At 66.9% G+C, this 25283-nt stretch carries 1 protein-coding gene (running past one end of the window); it reads right to left on the bottom strand.

What is annotated here, in order from left to right; all coding sequences use genetic code 11:
* Positions 1-25283, bottom strand: the 5' portion of a protein-coding gene (locus tag GM668_RS14370; protein WP_155439642.1) for a tandem-95 repeat protein. 13129 nt of this gene lie to the left of the window's left edge; 25283 of the gene's 38412 nt are visible here — the first part of the coding sequence; it begins with the start codon at positions 25281-25283; its stop codon lies beyond the left edge, outside the window.

Genomic DNA, 25283 nt, shown 5'->3' with positions numbered 1-25283 from the left:
GATGCGATTTCCAGGCGCCAGCCCATCAATTGCGCGTCGGCGATACTTGCCTGCAGCAGCGTGGAACGGGTTACCGTGTACGGCGCCTGGTTTGCGCTGCCTTGCAGCGCGCCGCCCCAGCCCAGTGCCGGCGCGGCGGTATCGCGCGGATCGCGCACGCGGATGGTTTGCACCGTGGTGTGGCTGTAACCATCGACGTCGGTCGCCGTCACGCGCAATTCCACCAGTCCCGGCGTGGATGGCGTGACACGGACACGGCCTGCGCCATCGAGCGCCACGTCGGTCCAGTTGGCGGCGCCGGCGGCGCGCATTTGCGCCTTGACTTCGGCAATCGCGCCGAAGCTGCTGGCGCGCGCGGTGGCCAGTACCGTCTGGCCCGGCAACACCGGCGTGGCAGGGGTCAAGTCCACCAGCACGGCCGGTTCATTGGCAGCGGCATCGGCCGCCACGCGCAACGTGAACGTTTCCGTGACGGTATCGATACCGTCGCTGATGCGGGCGGTCACGACGAAATCGCCCACCTGGCCCGGTCCCGGCGTCCAGCGCAACTGGCCGGTGGCCGCATCATAGACGGCGCCCGGTGGCAGGTTGTCGAACGCGACGGAGAGCGCCGCGCTTTGCGCCGCGCCGTCCGCATCAGTCATGCGGATGGCATTGGCCGGCGCCGCACCGGCGCCTTTCACCACCGGCAGGCTCATGGCCTGGCCCACCACCAGCGCATGGCTGGAGACGTTCATGGCCGGCGCACGGTTCACGTCGAGCACACGCACCTGCACCGACGACAGCGTGGTCGCGGCGCCATCGGTGGCGGAGAAGCGGAACGTGTACACGCCGTCGCGCGCAGCCAGGTTATTGACCGCGCCCGCGTCCGGCGTCCATTCGAAGTAGCCGGTGGCGGCATCGAAGTGCACACCGGCCGGCGTGGTGTCATCATGCAGCAGCGACAGTACCGGCACGTCGCCATCGACGTCGGCAAAGCGCACGGTGAAGCCCAGCGTCTCGCCTTCGTGCACCAGTTGCAGCGGCGTCGGCAACGCGATCGGCGCCTGGTTGGTGTTGGCCACGCGCACTTCGATCACTTGTTCCGCCGTGGCGGCGCCATCGGTGGCGCGCACTGTCAGGCGATACACGCCGGACGGTAAACCATCTCCGGACGATTGCGCCGCCAGCACGCCGGGCGTCCAGCGCAGGGTCAGGCGGTCCTGGCCACCGCTGCCCGCCGCATGCGCCATGGTCATGCCGGCAGGCATACCGGACACGGTCCAGTGCATCGCGTCGAAGTCGGCGTCGCGCACCAGCACGCTCAAATCAAGCGCCGTACCCTCTGCCGCATTGACCACCGCCATCCCGGCGGCGGACGATACCGTCCCGCCGGCGGCATCCACTGCCAGCACTTCCGGCGCCAGGTTCGATGCCCGCACCACGATACGCACGTCGCGCACGGTGGTGTTGGGCTGCGCCACGAAGTCATCCGGCAAGACGACGCCGGCATGTTCCGGCGGCAAGCCGCTGTCCGTCACTTGCAGGCTGACGTCATAGCTGCCGGTCTGCGCCTGGGTGGGTGTCCAGACGATCCATGCCTGGCCGTATTGCGGGTCTTTCTCGATGCGTGCGCCGGACGGCAAGCCTTGCGCCACATAGCTGAGGGCATCCTGGTCCGGATCGGTCACCAGTACCGGAATGCGCATGGTCTGGCCGGCAATGGCCACCACGCGCGCAGGCACCGTGACTTCCGGCGGTTCGGTCAGGCTGGTGGCGGACAGCACGAAGCTGGCCGACGTCGCCAGCGCCTTGGCCGGATCGCCGTTACCATTGTTTTGCGCCACCACGGTGATGGTGTAATCGCCACGGTCGCCCGCACCCGGGGCAAACGTGATCAATGCCGTAGCATTGGCGCCGCTGCCGGTTTGCTGGAACGAGGCAAAGCGCGGCAGGCCGATGACGGACAGCGTCACCGGCTGGCCGTCGGGATCCACTGCAGACAGCGGAATGCTCAGCTGGCTGCCCTTGCCCACCGTGGCATTGGCAATACTGCCCAGCACCGGCGTGCGGTACACCTGTTCCACCACGATGGGGATCGTCACCTGGCTGAATGCCGGTACACCGCCGTCGCCGTTGTCGGTGGCCGTCACGGTCACGTCATAGCGGCCGGCCTGGGCATAGCCCGGCGTCCAGATGATTTCCAGCGTTTCCTCGTCGAAGCGGGCGCCGGCCGGCAAGCCGTCCACGCGGTATCGCACGCTGGAAGTGCCATTGCCGCCAACGGCAGGCTGCAATGGATCGAGCGGGTTGTAGCGGATCTTCGGTTCAAAGTCCGGATTGTCCGGATCGAACGCGAACACGCTGATCTGCAGCGGCTGGCCTTCCTGCACGTGCCAGGTTTCCTGCTGCGCAAAGCGTGGCGCGCCGTTGGCGTTCAAGACGTTCAGGCGGACGTTTTGCGTCACGGTCGTCGTGACTTCGTCGCTGCCGTCTGCCGGAATGCACGTGGCCGTCAACACCACCGGCAACGTCAGCTCACCATGCTGGTCGTAGCCCGGCGTCCATTCCAGCCAGCCCGTTTCCGGGTTCAGGGTGGCGCCACCCGGCAACATGGCGACGTCATAGCGCAGCGTAACGCGGGTGCCGTCCGCCTGCACCAGGCCGCCCGGCATGCTGCCGCCCAGCTGCAGTGCAAAGCGCTCGCCTTCGCGCAGGGTTTGCGGCGCCACCGGCGCCAGCACCGGCTTGGCGTAGCCCTGGTCCACGCGGATATTGAAGCGCTGTACCGTGCTGGTCTTGCCGTCGCTGGCAATGATGGTGACGTCGTGGTAATCGCCGGCCTGGTCATAGCCCGGGGTCCATGTCAGCATGCCCGTCGCCGCGTTGTAGGCGGCGCCTGGCGGCAGGTTGCGCACCGTGATGGTCAGCGCGTCGCCATCCGCATCGGCGGCCGTGACCGGCAACGCCAGCGCCTGGCCTTCGGTCAGCGTGATGTCGCCGCCGAGGTCCAGTACCGGCGCGTTGTTACCGCCTGCCACCGCAATGGTGAAGCGCTTCAGCGCCACGCCGCCACGGCTGTCCTGCACGCGCACAACAATTTCCGTATTGGCCAGCGAACGCGCGGTTGGCGTCCAGCTCAAGGTCGCCGTGTTGCGGTAGCCGGTGGCTTCCTGCGTCACTGCCGCGCCCGGCGTCAGGGTCAGACCTGCCGGGCCTTGCACGACTTCCCAGAAGAAGCGGCTGCCGTCCGTGTCGTCGGCCGTCAGGGTGGCCGTCCATGCTGTTCCCGCCGTTGCGGCCGGAAGCGCCACCTTTTCCGCTGCGGCAGCGTCACCCGCTGCCAGGACCCCATCGAGCACGGCGGCCAGCACCGTGCGTTCAGCCTGTGGCAAATCAGCCGGCAAATGTAATGCCGCCAGCAGTTGCGCTTCCGTTTCTGTCGCGTTGAAATCAATGTCCAGCAGGCGTGCTTCCAGTGCACTGCGGTTCGCCAGCCCCATACGGGACAGCAGCGCGGACAGCGCCACCGTATCGACTGCCGCAGCCGCACCGGCAACGCTGATCACCGGTGCGCTGTTCTGATACGGCACCGCATACACGCTATGCGCCAAATTGAATTTCACCAGCTGTCCGCTGCCCGCATCGGTGCCCACCACATTGGCGCCGCGCGTCACGGTCACGGTCTGGTCGCGCAGCACGGCGCCCGGCGCCAGCTTGCCGCCCATCGCATCGAGCGCGGCAGTCAAGTCCAAGGTCCACAGGCCGGCCTGGCTGCCAGCGCCGGCCAGGCCGCCCTGCACGGCATTGCCAAAGTATTGGCCCGGGTCCAGCAACAGGGTCAGCGGGCCGCGCAATTCGTCCGCACCAGTGTTCGTGATGGTGACGTCATAGCTGACGGCGCCCGTCGCGTGGTTGGCGCGGGTGTTGCTGAAGCTGAGTTTGACCATGCTGGAGAAGTCCAGCAACGTGGTGAACGCCGACACATAGTTCGACGCCAGCGGCGCCTGCACGGCGCTGCGCAGATTGGCCGACACGTCCAGCATCCAGCCGCCGGCCGGCAACTCCGGCAGGGTCAGGATGGCGGAGCGGGTCGCCGCGTTCCAGCGCACCGACAGCGGGTGCAGCACGAGGTTGCTGTTGCCGCCGCTGGCGGTCAGCGTATAGTTCATCGGGTTCAGTACGCTGGCCAGGTCTTCGGCATCCGCGCCATTGGCGCCCAGCCACATGGCCTGGTCGAAGTTGACGGCAATCGCATTGACCGGCAGCGGCACCATGGCGCCGTTCGGCACCGTGGAGGCCAGCACGTGCGGCGGACGCACCGTGGCGATTTCATCGATCCGCCCCGTCTGCGCCACCAGGATGCGGCCATCGTCGGTGGCAATGATGGCCTTGCCGACAGTGCCGCCGGACGCCACCTGCAGCACGCGGCGCGACTGCAGTTCCACCATGTAGACGCCCGCATCATGGGCAACGGCCGCGGCGCCCTGCGTTGCAGGACGCTGGCCCGGCGCGCTCGACGCCAGCAGCAGGCCCGCCAGCGGCGTGCCGTTGCGGCCGAAGCTGATGCTGTCAATGTTGGCGTTCAGGCGGTATTCCAGCTGCGCCTTGCCTTTTTGCTGGCCGCTCATCGGGAAGCTGATGATGTCGGATGTGGCATTCGGCTGCGACGACGTAATGTCGCCGCCGGTCCAGCGCACGCCCCACAGGCGGCCATCCGTGCCGAACGCGAGGTCGCGCACGCGCACGTTGGAGAAGTGCGTCCACCCGCCGCTGGACGGATCGTACGCTTCCACGCCACTGTTGGACGACACGTAAATGACGCCCGTATCCGGCGCAACCGCCAGCGCCTGCCCCAGCACGGCGCCGCCCGGTCCCGCCAGGCGGGTAATGATGGCGCCCGTCGCGGCGTCGGCCATCAGCAATTCATGGCCCGTCATGATCCACAGCTGGCCCACCCGGTCGAGCGCCATGTCCAGCACCGGCTCATCCAGCGTGAACAGCGGCGCCACGTTGCGGCCGCCCTCTTTCGGGAAGTAATACACCTGGTTGCGCAGTGCGCCCGCGCTGGCCAGGATGCCGCCATCGGACAGTTGCACCATCGCCTGCACGCCGATGCCGCCCTGGCTGGACGCAAAGCCGTCCGCATAGCCGCGCAGCGACAGCGGCGCCAGCACGGACCGCAATTCGCCCGGCTGGCCCGGCGCCACCAGGCCCGGCAAGCGGCTGGCCGCCAGGTCAAACAGCGCGCTCGATACATAGGTACGGTCCTGGCTCGCGGCCGGCAGTTGCGCCGTGGTCTGCAGCACGGTATTGCCGCCCAGCTCGGCCCGGCTGCCGTCGTCCGGCAGCACGGCGTTGGCGATCGTCGCCGCTTCGCGGTTGCCCGCCACGTCGGTGGCGGCCGCCAGGAATTCATAGCGGCGCCCCGCCACGCCGGTAAACACTTCATGGCCTTCCGCCGCAGGCAGCTGGCGCTGCCAGATGCGGAAGTCGCCGCCATCTTCGGACACGTACAAGGTCACGGATTTCACGCCGCTGGCGTCGTCCACCGACTGCCAGTGCACGTCGTAGCGCGGCGCGCCGCCATCGCCTGATGGCAGCGTCGTCACGTCCAGCGTGGTGCGCGGCGCAGCGGCATCGAGCGTCACGCCCGATGCCGCGCTTTCAATTGGCGGCGCGTCCCCGAACAGGATCTGGGCGCGGCTTTCGATGCGGGCGCCGCTGGCGCCGCCATCGGCAATGCCGGACGCCGCTACCGTATAGCTGACGAAGCCGCGCGCCGCCTGGGCGTCGCTGCTGGACGCCAGCAGCAGGCCACGGCGCGGATCGTTCATCGGTTCGCCCGTGGCCGGGTCGATGGCCTGCAACAGCCACGTGGCCGTGCCGGCCTGCGCATCCACACCCGCGCTAACGCGCAAGATGTAGCCCTTGCTGCCGGAAAAGTCGAAATCACCCTGGAACGCTGCGCGGTCATCGGGAATGTGCACATTCAAGTCGCCCAGTTTCAAATCGCCCAGGCGCAAGGTGCGCGCGTCGAGCGCCCGGTCGAGCTGGCTGACGATGCGCACCTGGCCCAGCGCATTGGCGCCCGGATTTTGGAACGATACCGTGTACGGCAAGGCAATGCCGGCCGGCACGTATTGCGCGCCATCGGCGCTAGGCAGCACTTGCGGGCCGCGCACGCTGACGGTAGCCGAACCGGCCGCCGCCTGTGCGGCGCTCTGCTGCAGGTATTGCGCCAGGTTCAGCGCCTGCGGACCGACTGGATTGAATTTTTCATCCAGCACGCCAATGTGGCGCAAGTATTCCAGCTCGGCGCGTCCGCCTGCAAAGACATTGAAGTTCAGGAAGTGCGTGGCGTGCGCCGCATTGGCGTCATAATCAGCCGCGTTCGGCGCCACCGGCACCGGCACGTCCACTTCCGCCGCCCCCGCTTCGCTGACGCGGTGCTCTTCATACTCGGTGCGGGCATGGGCAGCGGCCGTGTCGCCCGGGTAGCGCGACGTGTCGCCATACCACTGCTGTACTTTGTCGAAGAACGCCAGGATGCTGGCCTGGGTCTGGTAGCTGTCGCCGCCTTTGCCCAGCAGGATGCCGGCCGCCAAGGTGTCGTTCAGGCTCAGCACCAGCGCATCGTTGCGCACGGGAGGCGCCTCGCCTTCCGGACGCAGCAGCCCGGCCAGTTCCAGCGCGGCCAGCCAGCCTTTGGTCCACTGCTCTTCGTTGGCAGCCAGCACTTGCAGCGCGTTCGGCGCCTGGGCATCGGCCATGATGGCCGTGCGCAAACGCAGCGCGTAGCGGGTCTGGTCGGCAATGAATTCCGCGCGCGTGATCGGCGTGGCCGCGCCAAACACGTTAAAGCGGAACGGCATGGCCAGCCACTCTTCCTTGGTGACGTGGTCTTCATCGAACGGCGTGAGGAATTTCGCCGTCAAGCCTTGCTTGATGCTGTCCAGTCCTGCAGGGCCGCCATCGAGCAGGCCCGCTGCCTGCCAGTCCGGGCGCAGGCGGTACAGTTTTTCACGCAAGCCGCTGAAGTCGCGCGCAATCCACTCCTTCAGGCCCGGATACGTTTCAATCGAGAAGCTCGCGCCCACCATGCCGCGCGCGCCGATGTCGAACGCGTAGCCTGGCGCCAGGTTGAAACCGCTGGTATTGACTTCGCCATCCAGGCGCGCCCATGGAATGTCGGCGCGCGGCGTACCGTCCACCGGCGTCGGGCCATAGGTTTGCGTATTGACGCTGCCCGGCAGCGGCTGGCCCGGCGGCTGGCCGTTCAGGTTGGAGCCGAACACGACGTACGGCAAATTCAGCCCGCCCAGCACGTATTCGCTGTTACCCATGTCGGTGGCGCCCACGTCGAAGCGCACATAAGGGGTGTCGACGTTGGTCAGGCTTTGCAGCGCCACGCTGTACAGGTTGCCGTCGCCCGGTTCGATGCGCTGCGTGCCGCCGATGCCGATGGTGACGTCGGCTTCCACCATGCGTTCCACCACGTAGCGGTAAGGTTCCGTGACGGTCTTGCCGTCCGGGTTCATGACTTGCAAGTCGTACATGCCATGCGGCACGTCCTTGAGGTCGAACACGGCGCGGATGTGCGTCGCATCCAGCACTTGCCAGCGCTCCGGCTGCACTTCAAACATGCCGGGACGCGACAGCTTGACCAGCGCGCCCGCGGCAAACTGGGCGCCGCGGATATCCACGGTGACCCAGCGGTGGCCGTCGTCGCCGGTACCGCCCGCATCCGGCGTCACACTGGTGATGGCCAGCGGCAGCAATTCCGCGCGCAACGTCACCGGCGTGGCGTCCTCGGTCTGGCGCGAACGCACCAGCACATAATAGTCACCCGCTTTGGTGCTCGGGATCAGCGCCTGCTGGTCGGCCGACAATGCCTGCGTATAGGCTGCATCGTAGTCGTAGCCATTAGGCACGTCGCCATAGCGCACGTAGATTTCATTGGCGCCCTCGTCGCGCTGCGAATCCAGGCTGACGCGCAAGGTCTGGCCGGCCGCCACGCTGACCTTGTAGAGGCGGGTCTGGCCCGTCGACAGCGTGGTCGCCAGCGGATTGGCCACCGCCAGCGGCGGCACCGTCACCGCCATCGTGCCGCCCATGGCGGTCAGGTTGGCGGCTTTCGACGGCGGCAGATGCAGGCCATATTCGTCGTACGTGACGGGACCTTCATACACTTGGTTGTAAATGTCCGGCCGCACCACGATGCGCCAGTTGCCCTCTTTCATTGGCGGCAGCACGGCGTTCAAGCTGGCGGTATAGCTTTGATGGCCGGCCAAGCCGCCGTTATGGTCGACCTTGCCCAGCAGGATATCGTTCAAGCCCCACTGGTTGTCGAACGTCAGGTAGACCGCGTCGGTCCAGCTGCCCAGCGCAGGATTATCGGCCTGGTTGGCCACCGTGTAGCTGATCTGCACGTTGCCGCCCACGGTGCCGGCAGCCGGCACGGTGACGCCGGCAACCCGCATTTCCGCCGGCGGCGGCGTGACGATCAATACCGGTTGCGAGCGTGCCGCGGCATTGTTGTCCTTGTCGGTTTCAAACACGCGGGCGTTGCTGGACGAACCCAGCTCGCGGCCCGGATCGCTGACGACGAACACGTAATACGGGCCATCCATGCCGGCCGGCGCGCGCACGGTCAGGCTGGCGTCGTAGCCGCCGGCAGCCGCCAGGCCGCCGCTGTGGCTGACGTAGCCGAGGTAAGTATCGGATTTCAAATCCAGGTTGCGGTCGCGCGACAAATAAATCATGTCGTTCCAGCCGCCCTGGTCAGCCGGGGTATCGCCGCCACGGTTGTCGACGCGGTAGCTGACCGTAAACGGCTGGCCGGCCACGATGGAATCCGGCGCCGCCACGCCGCTTACCTGCAAGTCCGGCGGCGTCGCCAGCGTTACCGGCAGCGCGATGCTGGCCACGTTGTTGCCCTCGTCGCGGAATTCCTGCACCAGGTCGATGTGTGCATCGGACAGGCCAGGCAAGCCGGTACGTACCGTGCTGACCGCCTGGCCGATGGTATCGACGACGATGCCGGTATCGGCCTTGACGATCAGGCGGAACGCGCCATCGATCGACGACGGCAGCTTGAACGTGGCGGAATTCGTGTACGACTCGCCCGGCGCCAGGTAGCGCGGCAAGCCGTCGCGCAGGCCCAGCGACGTCTGGCGCACGTGCAGCGCGGTTTCCGCTTCATTGCCGCGGTCCACCAGCGCGAAGTCGCCATCGTCCAGCGACGCGTCGCGCGACAGGTAAACGCCGTCGAACCAGCTGTTGGCGCGGGTCGCGCGGGTGCCGTTGTTGGTGACGGTCCACGTCACGGTGACGGTCTGGCCGGATTTCGGGTTGGGTTCCGAAATCGTGATCTGGCCCACCTGCAAGTCCGGTTCCTTGTACGTCACGGCGATGCTGCCGCGGCCGATGTTGTTGGCGCTGTTGGCGCCCTCAAATACCGACGTGGCGAACAGCGCATCGCGCTGCCACGCATTGTCGTCGCTCCACGGCGCCTCATCGGCCGCGTGGTAATACGATTTCTGCGATTCGATCTGCGGCGCCAGCTTGCCGGCCGCATGTTCCGCGTCCGTAATGACGTAGACGTAGTATGGCCCTTCGATACCCGGCGGCAGCTTGACGCTGGCGCTGGCCGTGTAGGCTTGGCCCGCGCCCAGGCCGGCGCTGTTGCTGTGCACCACCGAACCGACTTGCACGGCGCGGCTGGCAATGAAGGTGGGGTCGGAACTGACGTAGATATTGTCGATCCAGCCGCGCGTGCCGCCCCAGACGGCGGCGCCGCTGTTGGTCACGGTCCACGTCACGGTGGTGGCTTCGCCGGAGTCGGCGGCGCCGTCCGTCTGCACCGACGTCACCTGCAGGTCGGCCGGCGCATTGGTCACGGCGCTGGCCACGGATTTCACGTTGTTGGTTTCGTTGAACTCGGCCACCCTGTGGTCCCAGTCCGTCTCCACCACGACAAATCCGCCCGCCACGGATGGCGACAGCTGCACCGTATCCGTCACCGTGTACTGCTCGCCGTTGCCCAGCGAGCGGTCTTGCGCGTAGGCGCCCACCAGCCACTTGTTGCGGGCTTTGGACAGGTCGGCGTTATCGGCGATCCACACCTTGTCCGTCCACTTGCCGGACGTGGGCGCGGCCGCGCTTTGCACCGTATAGCTGAACGTAAAGGCGGCGCCGGCCTGCGCCGCTTCCGGCGCCGTCACGTTGCGCACCACCAGGTCCGGCTTGATGGCGCCAATCACGTCGATCGCGCGCGCCTTGAAGTTTTCCGCCAGCGGCGTACCCGGATCATCCGGGTTGACGTTGACCGCCAGCGTATCCTGCACGATGGCGTTGTAGGTATCGCTCCACACGGTAATGTAGTACTTGCCGCTGGCGACATTGTCCGGCAGCGACACGGCAATTTCGCCGTCATAGCTGGCGTCCCGGGCCAGCATGCCGGCATGGGTGGTTTGCCCGATCAGGATGTCGCCCTTGCCCGGCGATGGCTTGCCCGGCGTGGTGGACAGCCACACGGTGTCGGTCCAGCCGGTCACACTGGCGCTGTTGCCGCGCGTGGCCGCCTCGCCCTTGTTGGTGACGGTATAGCGTACGTTGAACGACGAACCATACGTGGCCTGCGACGGCGCCACCACGCTGCCGGCCACCAGGTCGGCCAGCGGCACCGTATCGATGTGCACCTTGTGCACCGACACATTGTTGGTTTCGTTCGGATATTCCGCCACCTGGTTGTCCACGTCGGTGCGGACAATGATGTAGGCGTCACCACGGTAGCGCAGCGGCACGTCGAACGCGGCCAGCTGGCTGCTGTAGCTTTCGCCCGGCGCCAGCGCAGCCGTGTTGCCGATGCGGCCCAGCAGGATGGCATTGGCATTCAGGTTGCCATCGAGCGACAGGTAGACGGCGTCGCTCCAGCGTCCCGACGTCGGCAAGGTGCCGTTATTGGTGACCGTGAAGCTGACGCCGGCCGACGTACCGGCCGTCACATGGTCCGGTACCGTGATGGTGCCCACGCGCAGGTCTGGCCGCGGGGTCAGGCTGACCACCAGTTCACCGGCCGACAGCGCCACGTTGTTGCTGCGGGCGGCGCCGTGTTCATACACCTGGTCGCCGTTGCCGCCCAGCGCACTGTTGGTGGTGACGCGCACGCGGTAAGCGCCTTCGATGCGCTGCGGCAGGCGCACTTCTTCGCTGCGCGTGTAGCTGATGCCGGGTTCCAGGCCCTGCGCATACGTGTAGGTGCCGAGCAGGATGGCGGCGCCGTTGCCGCTGCTGTTACCGGATATAGGCACCAGCTCGACCTTGTCGGTCCACGATCCGCCCGCGCCGGCCGCACCCGTGTTTTGCACGGTCCACGACAACGTCAGCGGCGAACCTTCCTGCGCCGTGGCCGGCGCGGTAATGGCCTGCACCTGCAAGTCCGGCGTGACGGACAGCTGCACCGGCACCGCCAGCGACGCCAGGCGGTTATTGTCGGCGCGGTTGAACTCGAATACGCCGCCATTGTAGGCGGCCGCCACGTTGACATAGAACTGGCCGGCTATCCCTTCCGGCAGGATGACGTCCAGCGTGCGGCTGTAGCTGCCATCGACTGCCAGCTGGCCCAGGCGCGACGCGTTGGCCAGTTCATAGCGCTGGCCGGTGCCGTCCGGATTGGAACTGAGCCAGACGCGGTCGCTCCACGATGCCGCGTCCGTGATGCCGATGCCGCGGTTGGCAACGGTCCAGCTCACCTGCAGCGGACGGCCGCTGTACGCGGTACCCGACGTCGTCACCGACTCGACCTGCAAGTCCGCATACGGCTTGGGCATCACGTCCAGTGGCTGGGCCGCCTGGCCCACGTTATTGGCTTCCAGGCTGTTTTCCCATACCTTGGCGCCCGCGTCGGTACGCACGAACACCGTACCGGATCGGCTAAAGCCGGGGGCGAACTGGTATGTGACGGTACCCGTATATTCGGCGCCCGCATCGAGCGCGCCGTCATGCGCCACCGTGCCCAGCACGATGTCGTCGCTGTCGCCCAGCACCGCATTGGCGCTGTAGACCACCACGTCGCTCCACGAATACGTGCGGCCACGGCCCGCGCCCACGTTGGCGACCGTGTAGCTGACCGTTACGCTGGACGGATCGGCAATCACCTGGCGCGGCGCCACCACATTGCGCACGGCCAGGTCGGCGTACGCGTCGCGCGACACGTCCAGCACCAGGTCCGCCGTGTTATTGGCTTCCTGGCCATTTTCATTGACCACGTTGGCGCGGTCCGTCACCACGATCAGGCGGTAGCCGCCCGCCGCGTCGACCGGCAGCGTGTAGGCCAGCGTACCGGCGGCCACGGCGCCCGCCGCCAGCTGGCCATGGCTGACTTCACCCACCTTGATGTCGTCCGCACTGATGACGCCATCGCGCGACAGGTAGACCGTGTCCACCACACCGGCCGCGTCCGCACTGCCATTGTTGGCAGTGGTCCAGTTGATCTGTACGGCTGCGCCGCCCACCAGTTCGCCCGTCACGGCCAGCTGGCTGACGGACAGGTCCGGCGCCGTCACGCTGACCGGCAACGTGGCGATGTTGTTACTTTCATTCAACTCACCTACGTGGCCGCCCGCATCGGCAATCACTTCCAGGCGCCACTGTCCCGTTTGCATGGCGGGAACCGTCACGTTGACGGTTTGCGTGAACGCGCCGCCCGGCGCCACCTGGCGCGACGCGGCCGGCGTCGCCAAGGTCACGGTTTTCGATGGATCGGCCAGGTTGACCAGGCGGATGTGTTCATAGGTATACGAATTGGCCGCATCGTTGCCATTGTTGGTCACCGTGTACGACACTTGCAGCTGCTGGCCCACGCGCCATGCGTCCGGCGCGCTGACCTGGCTCACGGTGAAGTCCGGCTTCGGCTCCGCCAGCACGTCGGTGGCCGCCGTTGCCGCCACCACGTTGTTGGCGCTGTAGCCGGGTTCAAAGTTGCTGCCGAACGCATCGGTCTTGACGATGAAGTAATACTGGCCGCTGATACCGGCCGGCAGTTTCACATCCAGGCCGGCGGCATAGCTGGCGCCCGTGCCCAGCGCGCCACTGCGCGTGACGGAGCCCAGCAGCACGGCATTTTGCGCCAGCACCGGCGTCGGCGACAGGTACACCTGGTCCACCCACAGGCTGGTGTCGGTCGCCAGCGTGCCGAGATTGGCCACCGTCCATTCCACGCGCGTATTGCGGTTTGCATAGGCCGTGGCCGGCGCGGCCGTCACTTGCGGCGCCAGGTCGACGTAGGCGGCGGAAATCGCCACGCCGGACGACAGCAGCACGTTGTCGGCGCGCGTATCCGGCTCGCGGATAGCGCCATTGACGTCCGCCAGCACGGCAAAGCGGTAATTGCCGGAAATCCGGCCAGGGATGCGCACGGTGGCCGACTGCGTATAGCTGCCGCCCGCCTCCACCGGCGCCGTGACTTTCACGTTGGCCAGCAAGATATCGTCGGCATTGCCCGCCACGCCGTCGAACGTCAGCACCAGGCGGTCCACCCACGAGCCGGCCGCAGCGGCCCGGCCCTGGTTGGCGACGGTCCAGCTGACGGTCACTTCCTGCCCAGCCAGCGCAGACGACGGCGCCACCAGCGCGGTTGGCGCCAGGTTGGCGTAGTCGTGCGCGCCGGCGGCGAAGTCGCCGCTGGCCGCGTTGTTGGTTTCAGCGTTCCCCGCCACATTGGTTTCAAAGATGCTGCCCACGCCGGACGCATTGCTGTCGGCCGTCACCGTGGCCATGAACTGGCCGCTGCCGCGCAGGCCGGCCGGCAGCGTGAAGCGCAGCGAGCGGCTGCGCACGCCGCCTGCTTCCAGCGGCTGGCCGCCGTCGCCCGGGAAGGCCACCACGGTATCGAGCACCACGGCGCCCAGCGTTCCGTCCGCGTTGCGCTGGCGGATCACGACCCGGTCCTGGTAGCCGGCCGGCGCCGCCACCGTGCCCTGGTTGACGTCATCCCACAGCAAGGTCACGGTATCGCCGTCCATGGCGCCCGTTTCCTGCAGGCGCACGCTGCGCGCCAGCAAGTCCGGACCGACTGCCAGCTGGCGCTCCGCCACGTTGTCGGACTCCAGCGCGCCGGCCGCGCCATATTCAGGTACCTGGCCCAGCGTATCGACACTGACGCGCAGGCGGAACGTGCCCACCGCGTTCAGGCCCGCCGGCCACGTGAAGCTGGCGGAACGCGCCGCCTGCGCGCCTGGCGCCAAGTCCTGGCCGGTCTGCGGCAGGCTGATTGCCGCGATCACGGCATTGGTGGTCAGGTTGACCAGTTCCACCCGCTCCATCCAGCTGCCCTGCGCGCTGGCCGTGCCCGCATTGGCCGTGTTCCAGCGCACGGTGACGGTGTCGCCGCTCTGCCAGTTCGACGCCGGATCCAGCACCGGCTGGCCCGCCTGCAGGTTCGCGTACGGCGCCAACGTACTGGTGAAGCTGGCCGTAGCCAGGTTGTTGCGGGTATCGTCGCCCCGTTCATCCTGGGCGCCGGTGGTATCCGTTTCTATCGTTACCGTCAGGTTGCCGGCGCCGATCAAGCCGTCCGGCAGGCGCAGCTGCACACTGCGCGCAGCGGACTGGCCCGGCTGCAATGCCCCGGATGACGCTTCGGAATACGGCAGCGTCGCCTGCAGCAGTACTTCACCCGTACCGGCCTTGCGCACCACCACGCGTTCGCTGAAGTCGCCGCGCGTGGCCAGCAGCCCGGCATTGCGCGTGGTCCAGCGCACGTCGATGCGGGCGCCGGACTGCAGCGCGCCGCCATCGGCCGCCGCCACCGAGACATCCTGCACGGCCAGGTCAACCGCCGGCAGCGCATCCGACAAGTCGATCACGCGCGCCACTGGCGGCGTGTTGACGAACACCGCTAGGCTGTACGAAACCGCCACGTCGCCGGCCAGCGAATCGTCCAGCTCAATGGTGTAGCGGCCCGATACCGCCGCCACCAGTTCAGCATCCACCACGTCGCCCGTATACACTTCGGCGCCGTTCGGGTCGATGACGCGGATCTTTGCCGTGTAGTTGTAGCGGCCGTTGTAGGTACGCGCCGTCACGTTGCGCAAATCAATATACAGGCGGTCGCCCGCGCTGGCGGCCACGCTGTACGTATTCATCTCGCCCGTGTTGCGGATCACCTGGGCATCGACCCATTGGCCGCTGACCAGCGGCGTGGCGTCGGCCAGCGGCGCCAGGCGGAATGCATAGTTATTCGCGGCAAAATCGCTGGTGGTGACGGACAGTGTGTATTGCCCCGGCTGCAGCCACAGGTTGCGCGCCTGGTCATAGCTGTAGCTCGAGTTGTAAATAAATTCGTTGACCATGCCGCCGTCCGAATACGGACCGGACAGCTTCCAGTACACGTTGGCGCCCGTGTGGTCCGTCAGCCGGTCGAATGCGACCAGGCGCGGTTCGGTGACCGTAAAGGTATAGTCGCGGCTCTGGTTCTGGCCATTCAGCGTGCCGCGCACGGCCTGGCCCAGGGCCACCGGCGTGGCCGCGTTCTGGCTGCGGTTATCCAGCTGGAACGTGACGGACCCGGCGCTCGGGCTGCCATACGCAGCATTGTCGATCAGCAGGTAATACGGTCCGCTGTCGGCCAGCGTCACCGTGGACGAATCGGACGAAATGCCGGTGCGGGCCGCTACGGTCTGGCCATAGCGGTTCAACAGCGTCCACTGGCCGCTGCCGTAGTTGCCGCTGACGGCCACCGGGTTAAATTGCAGCATGTCGCCCGCCTGGCCGTCAATGCGGTACAGGCCGGTACTGAAATTCGACGTCAATGCCTGCGTGGCTTGCTGGCCATACGACAAGGCGGCCGGCAATCCCGCATCGAGGCGGCGCAGTGCGAAATTGAATGGAACGGCGGAGCCGCTATCCTGGCGCAGCGTGATGGTGTACACGCCGGCGGCCAGTTGGCGCGCCTGGCGGTAGTCGCCAATCACCGTGTTGCCAGCCGCATCGCTGACCACCACGTGCTGGTAATAGTAGCTGTAGAAATCCGGCACCGCCGGATGGTCGACATACCAGACGCCCCCTTCCTGCAATTCAAACTGGAAGGACTGCGGCGCGCCGTAGCTGACGGTCCCCGTCGCATTGAACGTCGACACCACGGTCTGCGGTGTATCGGCCGTACCCCAGCTGGCCGACAGCGACGCCGCTGCCGTGCCGTTGCGCAGCACGCGCACGAGGAAGGTGCCGCTCTGGGTAAAGTCATACGTGAAGGATGCGCCCTGGGCCGGTGTCCACGTGCGCAGCACGGAACCGGACGGCGACACCAGCTGGATCTCGCCCGTGCCGGCCCATTGCGGTACGGACAGCGTCAGCCGTTCGCCGGCGCGCGCATCGATGCTCCACAGGCCGGTGCCCGGGCTGCCCGCCGCCATGTCGAGCGCCTGCGCAACGCCATTCGGGCGGCCGATGCGCTGGCCGGACGGCACGGTGCGGGCCGTAAACTGGGCCGTGCCGGCAATCTGGTCGCCATTGGTGCGCACGCGCACCGCATAGGCGCCCGCTGCAGGCAGGTAAACCGACAGCGAACCATCCTGGCTGGCCGGCACACCGGTGCGCGAACCCAGCACGGCGCCGTCCGGCCCCACCACCTCGAACGCTACCGACGATGATGGCGCGCGCATGCCCTGCAAGTCGATCCAGCCGGCCTGGCTGGCCTGGAAGCTGTAGGCGTACTGATCCTGGCGGCTGCCCAGCTGCAGGGTTTGTTGCGTGTCCCACGCCAGCGCCGTGCTGGCAATGGCAGGCTGGCGCAGCTTGACGGTGAATTGCTCGTTAACGGTCGAGACGTAAGTCTGCTTGACCACCAGGTAGACTGGACCGGCCTGGGGTCCGGTAAAGCTGACGGACGAGTTGTAGGCGTAATTCGGACCGCTGATGACGCGGCCATACATATCAAGCAGCGTGTAGCGGGTGTAATCCTGGTACGGCGTCGGGTCAGTCAGGCTGAAGTTGTACAGCACGCCAGGGCTGGCATCGAAACGGTGCACGAACAGGTTCTGGCCGGCAGGCAGGCTGCCGGTGAAGGTGTCGGCCGCGCCATGGTCAATGGCCTCAGCCTCCAGCGACAGCAGGCGGAAGCCGAAATTCGGCATTGACGTGCCGTTGCCGCTGATGTTGACGGTATAGGTGCCGGCCGGCAGGCGGCGCACCCAATAGCTGCCATCGTTATCGGACAGCGTGGCGCTGTATTCGGAACCGCGCGGCCCGGTCAGCGACATCGACGCGGCGCCGCTCTTCGAATCAAGCACGACCGTGGTATCGGCCGCCAGCGTGAACGTGTAATGGTTGATGTTGCCCGGTCCGGCCAGCTTGCCGCTGACCAGCGAGCCCAGCGCAATCGGCGTGGACGGTTCGCTGTACTGGTACAGGCGCATCGTGTCCGTATGGGCCGCCGTGTCGCCGCTGTGGCTGCCCATCATCAGCACGTATTCGCCATCGCGCGGCAGCGTGAAGCGGTCGCCATTGTCATTGCCCTGGTAGCTGGTGGTGGAATACACGGTATCGCCGCTGGCGTCGATCAGGTACCAGTAGGTGTAAGGGTAGCCGCTGCCGTTGCGCGCATTGAACAGCAGTTGCTGGCCCGCCGTGCCCTGGATGCGGAACGCCGTCATGTAGCGGCCCTGGGCCACGCTGGACGTGACCGTTCCGCCAACGGCCAGTTCCGGCAGCGCCGACACCAGCGACGTGGAAATGTGGAACGCGCCTGGCGCCACCGTGCCCGGCGCCAGCTGCAATTCATAGCTGCCGGCCGCCAGGTAGACCAGGCGGCGTTCGCCCCCGCCGGACAGGTTGCCATTGCTGAAGACCGTACCCGGCACGTCGGTGCGCACCAGGCTGGCCGTGTAATTGTCGCCCACCACGTTGAGCCAGACGCGGGCCGGCTCGGCCAGCGTGAACTGGTAGCGGGTCTTGTCGGCCGGATGGTTGAGCGAAGCGTCGATCACGGAGCCCAGCACCAGCGGCTGCTGCAGCGATTGCGCAGTGCGCAGCGAGAACGCCGCGCTGGCCGTCAGCGGCGTGGAAGAACGGATGGCCGACAGTTGCACGGTATAGGCGCCGTCATAGGCCGCGTTGATGGCAATGCCGGTGACATAGGACGACATGGTGCCGGAAGCCACCACTTGGCCATACGGGTCGACCACGCGGTAGCCATAGCTGTCACTGCCGGCCGGCGGCGTGGACGGCGCAAACCAGTACGACTTGCCTGCCTGCAGCGATACTTCCAGCTGGCGGTCCGGCATGCCGCTGGTAAAGTTCACGTTCACGGCGCTGCCGCCGGCCGCCAACGTGTCCCGCGCCGTCACCAGGCTGGCCGTAAGCGCAAACGGCAGCGGCGTGGTCGGGGAATTGTACGAAGTAATGCGCAGCGTATACGTGCCGGGACGCACGCCGTACGCCAGCTTTCCGTTCGCCGAATACATGGTGCTGACAGTATTGCCGGTTGCGTCGTACAGCGCATACGAGTAAGGCGAACCGCCATTGCGGGTTTCATTGACGAACAGTTCGGATGCCGCGGCCGCCGTGAACGTATAGTTGTAATACTGCCCATACTGGACGAACGTCCCCTCGGTGCTGGCGCCGGTCTGCAGCGGCACGGCGGCCGCTGACGGTGTTTGCGTGACGTTGAAGCGCAGCGCGCCGCCGCCCTGGCGCGACACGGCCAGCAGGTAATGGCCGCTGCGCGGGATCGACAGGCGGCTGTAGTAGCTGGTAGCCGGGTCGCCGCTGCCAAGGTAAGTGCCGCCGGCATCGTACAGGCGGTAGGTATTGCCGGAAGATGCGCCCGGCAAGCCATGGAAGTCAACGTTGCGGCCGGCATCGAGCACGATATCAAACAGCGCATACGGTTCCGATGCGGCCAGATCCACCGACACTGCCGTGTCGGCGGCAATCGGACGGGCGTGGGCGGCATCGACCAGGCTGAAGGCGGCGGCGCCGCTGCCTCCCGTCAACGTCATCTGGTAATGGCCGGCCGGCACCCACAGCACCGGCATGCGCCAGCTGCTGCCGATGGACTGGCTGCTCTCCTGGCCGCGCGGGCCATTCAATGTCCAGGTCGACCAGTTACCGCTCTGCCACGATAGCGCCACCCAGCCATCTTCGGCCATGTCGAAACTGTAGTACAGCGGCGTACCGCTGGCGCTGCCGGCAACCGCCTGGCCCAATACGATCGGCGTGGCCGCCGGCACTGCCGGCTGGTTGACCTGGGTGCGGATCACGGTCAGCGTGGTGTTGCCTGCGCCTGCCGCCGTGCGCGTCAGGCGGAAGTAAATCGGGCCGCTGGCCTGGCTTTGCGTGAACGAACCGCTGGTACTGGTGGAATAATTGATCTGGCGGCCAAACGCGTCAAACGCGGTCAACTGGAACTGGCCTGCCGCGCCGGACAGCGTAAACGCGTAGCGGTCTTGCGGCAACGCTTCCGCCTGGAACAGCAGCGATGCGCCCGATGCCAGTCCGTTAATGGCTGCCGCCACGCCGGAATCGAGCTGGGTAGCGGTGGCAGCCGGCGTCGCGCGCAAGGTCCACGCGCCGCTGCCAGTGGTGCGGGCCGTCACGGCCAGGTCATAGTCGCCGACCGCCAGATAGACCAGCTGGCCCTGCGCTGCCGCGGAAGCGGTGAACTGGCGCGTGCTGATGACGGTACCCAGCGGGCCGTTCAACTGCCACTGGCCGTCGGCAAACGAATTGACGGATTCCAGCACGTATGCGCCTGGCTGGGTCACGCGGAACCGCGTGGACGACACCTGGCCCGGCACCGTGACGGCGCCGGACAATTCCGCCACCTGTCCCGGCTGCAGTACCCCCGCATCGGCGGCCGCGTCGCTGTAGGCCGTCACTGTCAGTGCGCCGGTAAACGCCGACGCATTAGGCAGGTAGCCGCCCGCCAGCACGTAATAGTCGCCGGACGACGGCAGCGCCACCGTTTGCACATTGTTGTTGCCGGCGCCGCGGTACGAACCGACCACGCGGCCCTGCGCGTCCATCACTTGCCAGTGCGCTGTGCCGGAACCGGACGTGATCTGCGTCACCAGCGACAGCCGGGCAGCGCCATCGACGTGCACCTTCACCATGCGGTCGGCATGGCCATCCGCCGAGCCCAGCGCGATGCTCTGGCCGGACGCCAGGTCCGCCGCCGCGCTTGCCGGTGTCAGCAGCATGCGGAAATCCGTGTCCGGCGTCTGGCGCGCAGTCGATTCCACCACCACTCGGTAACGGCCCGGCGCGGCCAGCACCGGCGCGTAATACGTTTCATCATTGTCGCCGGTACTCGACGCGATCACGGCGCCGGAGGCATCGAGCACGCTCCAGCGCATTTTCGACGTGTAAGCGGAAAGCTGGTCGAAGCGCAGCCAGCCGGTCTCAGCCACGTCCACGTACCACGTCGCCGCCGTTCCCGGCGTAGCCATCGCAGTATGGGCAGTGGCGCCCAGCGCCAGCGACTGCACTTGCGGCGTGGTACGGTACAGCGCGAAATTGTAATTGGCCGGCAGTACCGCGCCGGACTGGCTTTCTACGCTGACCCAGTAAGTGCCGGCGCGGTCAGCCACGATGACGCCGCTGTCATTCCAATTAGATGGCGTACTGAGCGTACGTGCGTCCGGGCCAAACACTGTATAGCGCAACTGGCTGGTGCTGGTACTGGTGCTGCCGGTCTGCAGGAACAGGCGGTCGCCCGCTTGCGCGGTGAACGCGTACAGCGCCGACGTAGCGCCAGTCTGCAGCGAACCCGTCACGTTTTCATTGACCGGCAACGGTTTGGCGCCCTGCTCGCCCAGCAGGCGGAACGTATAGTTGCCGGTGCGGTCGCCCACGCCGTCGACTGTCAGGCGGTACGTGCCGGCCGCCAATTCCAGGAATTTGTCGCCGCTGGCAGTCACGTCGCGGCTGGCCATGATTTGCTTGGCCCCCGTGTTCAGGCTCCACTGGGTCTGGTCGCCCAGCACGCCGTCGAAGAAGAAGCGGGCTTTTTCCGTGACGGTAAACTGGTAGACGTCCTGCTCACCTGGCTGTGCAATGGTGCCGCTGATTTCATGGACGCCGGGCGTTCCCTCTTCCGGATAACCCTGCACGGTGGTCTGGCTGATGCGGACGCCTTTGCCGTCGTAGCGGTACTTGATGCGGGTATCGGCGCCATCTTTCAGGCCAGCCGTCAGCGCGGCCAGTGAACCGCTGGCGCGCAGCGCCGCCGCAGGCTTCAGTGCATAGGTGCGCTGCTCGACCAGGTCGCGCGCGCCATCGTAGAAATACTGCACCAGGGCGCCATCCTGCGCCAGGGTCGCGGCCAGCAGGCCGTCGCCATCGTAGAAATGGCGGGTCAGCCGGTCGGCCGCGCTGTTGCCGACCATGGCCGACACGGCGCCAGCCTGCGGCGTCTCGCCGAGGCTTGCCGGCGCCACCTGCGACGCATGCACCACTTCGGCCACCACGTGCGATGCGCCGTCGTAGCGGTATTCCTTGACGCCGCCGTTGGCGCTGATTTCGTGCACCAGGCGCCCGCTGTCGTCATACGTACGCCATTCGGCCGTGTCTTCGGCGCCCGCCTGCGGACGGATGTCGTCCAGCGGCACGGCGCGCGGCATGCCTGCTTCATCGGCCAGCGCGTCCACGTCGACGGTTTCCGAGTAGCGCAGTGTGCGGGTCAGCTGGCCTGCCTCGTTGTAGCTGTACTCGGTCATGGCGCCATACGCGTCAACCTCGGCCGCCACGCGGCCGGCCGCATTGTAGAAAGTCCACTTGCGGCCGCCGGCGCCGTCCGCCATGACCTGGCGCCCCAGCACATCGTAGTAATAGCGCGTGCCGGTGGCGGAGCCGCCATGCGTTACCGCCACCAGGCGGCCTGCCGCATCATACGCGCTGACGGTCGAGACGCCGCCCGCATCCGTCACGATGACGCGCTGCCCGGCATCGTCGTACTGGGTCACGCTCGTGGCCTGCCCATTGCCGGCCGTCAGCTGGCGGCCCAGGCCATCGTAGGTATACGAGGTTTGCGTACCGGCCGCGACGTCGATCTTGCTCAGCAGGCGGCCCGACTGGTCGTAGACATAGCGCACTTCGCTGCTGCCTTCGGCCACGCCGGTCAACGCAGCGTCGGCCAGTACCTGCGCGTAGCGCGTCACGCGGCTCAACTGGCCGTAAGCATCGTACGCCATGTCCGTGCGCTGGATGTCGCGGCGCGTGAGGCCCTGCAAGTCCGCCGCGGGCGTGGCGCGCAGCACGATGGCGGCCACATCGGCCGCACTTTCATAGCCGGTCAGCGCGCCGGCGTCGACGGTCGGCGCCATATAGTCCAGCACGGCGATACGCTGGCCGTAGGCGTCATAGCGGTATTCCGTCACACGGCCTTCGGGGCTGATGGTAAAGCGCAGCAGGCCATGCAGGCCGGCGCCGCCTGGGGCCGGGTCGTAGTAGTGGCGCGTCGTGCGGGCGTCGGCCGGCCACTGGCTCCAGCCGCCGCCGTCGCCATCGGGCGTCAGGTACACGGTTTCGCTCAGCAGTTCATTGCGGTCGCTGTAGCGGTATTCCGTGGTGTTGCCCATGCCATCCTGGCGGAATTCCAGGTTGCCGCGGTAGTCGTAGCGCATCGTCACCGGGTTGCGGCCCGCTTCCGTCAAACGCGTCACCTGCGCGCCTTCGCCATATTCAAATTGCGTGCTGTCGTGCTCGCCGTTATTGCCGGGCAGCGCAATCGATTGGAGGCGGCCGTCGCTGTCGTATTCCAGGTATGTTTCGCCGCCCAGCGCGTCGGTGACCGTGGTGAGGTTGCCACTGTCGTAGCTGAACGACTGCCCCTGGCGCAGGCCATCGGTGCCGGCAGCCACCGTCAGCGTGAACGTGGCCGTCACATGGTAGCCCTGCAGGTCGGATGCGGTGACGGCAATCTCGATGCCGTCCACCTCGCCATGCAGCGGCACGCCAAAGAAGGTGCCGGTGACTGGATCAAATGCCAGCCAGGCCGGCAGCGGGTCGCCGTTGGCCAGTTCCGCGCGCAAGCCCAGCGGTCCGCCTTTGGGGTTGATGAAGGCGCCTTGCGGCAACGTGCAGCGGAACAGCGCGCCCTGCACGGCCGATTGCGGCGCCAGCGGGATCGCCACTTCAGGCGTGATGTCGGGCGGATTCGCGTCGAAGCCAAAGTACGCCCACGCGTGCAGGCCATCGTCATTGGTTGCCGAGATGCGCAGGCTGGTCCGCCCGGGGACGCCGGGCGTGCCGCGCAGCGTCTGCGTCGCGGCGTCATACGTCAGCCAGGCCGGCAGAGGAGAACCATCGGCCAAGGTCACGGCATACGACAGCGCGGCGCCTTCCTGGCTACTGGTAAACAAGCCTTGCGGCATTTGCCAAACCAGTTCTTCGCTGGCGTACACCCCCCACCATCCGGGGCTGCCCGACACTTGCGGCACGCCGGACAAGTCCACGCTGTCGCTGCCGCTGCTGCCGTCGGCGTGCGTCCATTCCGTGCCGGCGCGGTTGCCGTACCGGTCGTACAGCACGGTATCTCGGTTGCCCTGGCCATCGTCGCTGTACAGGCTGTAGCTGCCGTCCGGCCGGTCAATGCGGCCGGTGCTGGCGCCATTGGCGCTCAGCTGGTACGTGCAGGAAGAGCCATCGTCCGATCGGGACCAGCTGCCGCCGGTCTGCACGCCGTCGGCGCCGAATTCAGTGGTGGTGACGCCCTGGGCGTCGAACACGGTTTCCGTGCGGCTGCCATCGGCATGGTGGACGGTGTCGATCGAGCCGGTTGCCGTGATGACGGTCGAGCCATGCTCGCCGTCGCTGCGCTGCCAGGTTTCGCCCTGCGCATCGCCGTTCTGGACGGTTTGCACGCCGGCTGCGTCGCGCGAGGTGCGGGTGTAGCGGCCGTCGGCATAGGCAACCTCATGGTAGCTGCCGCCGTCCGCGTAGGCGATGTCCACCGTGGTCGTTGCCGCCGTGCTGCTCTCGCCGTCATAGTCATAGACGGTGATGGTGGTGCTGTAACCCTCGTACGATTCGCCACGCTCGGTCACGCGGCCCAGGCTGTCGGTGCGGGTATAGCTGGTGAAGTTTGAACTGTTACGCTCTGCTTCATAGCGGCTGCCGTCAGGCAGTTCGCGCTTTTCCGACAGCACCGTGCCCTGGCTGTCGATGGTCATGGTGATGACGGCGCCGTGGCTGTCGTGCTCAGTGCGGATGATATTGCCGGTCTCGGTGAACCGCAGCGTGACGTCCGCCCCCGCTGCGCCTGCCAGGAAGTAGCTGTCCGGCAGGCCGTCAACCGTTTCGGTGCGGGCCTGCAGCGCGCCGTCGCTGCCGATATGCGACACGATGCGGCGGTTCCACTCGCTGGCGGCCACATTGTAGCTGCCGTCGGCATTGCCGCCGCCCCCGTCGGTCACGCTGGCCACGCGGAATTGCCCATCCAGCTCGGTATAGCTGATGGACAGCGTGGCGCCATCGCTCTGGCTGATGCGCGCCAGGCGCGCGCTGTCGCCGTCGTAGCCGTATTCCGTGCGGAATACCTGGCCGTCGGCGATGCTGTTGTCGCCCGGCGTCAAGTCCACGGTGACCGCGGACAGGCGGTCCATGTCATCGTATTCATAGCGCACGCGGGTCTGGTCATGCCATGCGCCGGCCTGGTCCTGGATGCGGGTGCGCACGTCGGCCAGCAGGCCGCCGGCATAGTCATATGCCACCGACACGCCGTTGCCTGCGGCGGCGGCAAGGCGGCCGTCACTGGTGTAGCTGTAATCGATGCGGTTGCCCGCCGCATCCGTGGCCGATTGCAGGCGGCCGCTGGCCGCGTCATACGTTTCGCGCAGCGTACGGCCGGCATCGATCCATACCAAGCTGCCATCTTCGGCCACCTCGACCGAACCCTGCTCGGGGCCGCCAACGGCAACGTAATAGCTGTCTTCCGCGCCCATGCGGTAGTCGATGTCGGCGCCTTCGGCCGTGGTGCGGCGCACCGTACTGTAGCTCTGGCCCAGCTCGCCTTCGGCCAGCACCAGCTTTTTCGCTTCGAAGCCAACCAGCCAGTTGTCGCTATTGTCATCGGTCATGCGGCCCTGGCTGTTGTAGGTGCGCAGTACGCCCAGGTCCAGGCCATGCACCAGCAGGCGCTCATCCTGCATCTGCACCACGAGGTTGCCGCTGGCGCCATTGACGTAGACTTTGGGTCCGTTACGGCCGGCCTGCGCCTGCCCCGGCATCGTCCGCCCGCCCGGCAAAGCCGTCAAACCTGCATTGATCCCCAAACCCTGACCGTTAACAATCGCTACCAT

The organism is Pseudoduganella ginsengisoli (genome assembly GCF_009720865.1).
Taxonomy (GTDB): Bacteria; Pseudomonadota; Gammaproteobacteria; order Burkholderiales; family Burkholderiaceae_D; genus Rugamonas; species Rugamonas ginsengisoli.
This window is presented reverse-complemented; position numbering and strand designations above follow the sequence as displayed.